This is a genomic window from Bradyrhizobium sp. WSM4873 (assembly GCF_055811355.1).
This window is the reverse complement of the sequence record NZ_JBVVPS010000127.1, coordinates 1-448: the sequence shown is the minus strand read 5'-3', so window position 1 is coordinate 448 and position 448 is coordinate 1. Positions and strand designations below refer to the sequence as shown.

1 protein-coding gene is annotated in these 448 nt (G+C 64.3%); it reads right to left on the bottom strand.

Features of this window, described 5'->3' with window-relative positions; all coding sequences use genetic code 11:
• The coding region (locus tag AC0L21_RS38060) for a transposase (protein WP_473267146.1) at positions 1 to 448 on the bottom strand (448 nt) is incomplete at both ends.

Genomic DNA, 448 nt, shown 5'->3' with positions numbered 1-448 from the left:
CGGTTGAGCCCCTTGATAGCCGCATGGAGCAGCTTGGCATCGGTCGGAAAGGTGATGGCCTTCGGCTGCACCGTGGTGTCGACGGTGACGCGCTTGAGGTCCTGGCCGCGTAACGCGCCGGCCTCGTGCGCCACCCGCAGGCTCTCCGCCAGCAGCAGCTCCAACTTGTCGCCGAGCCGCTTGCGCCAATGGCTCAGGTCCGAGCGCTCGTGCGGGAAGGCATGCTGAAAGAACTCTTGCCCGGTGAAGAACTGGAAATACGGGTCGTGAACCCAGCGCTCGCAAACGCCCTCATCGGACAGCCCGTAAGTGTGCTTGAGCAACAGCAGCCCGATCATGAACCGGGTCTCGATCCCGGGCCGGCCATTCTCGCTGTAGAGCGGCGCGACCTCGCCGTCGATCCAGTCCCAATCGATCTTGCCGGCGAGCAGAACCAGCTCGTGCTTCA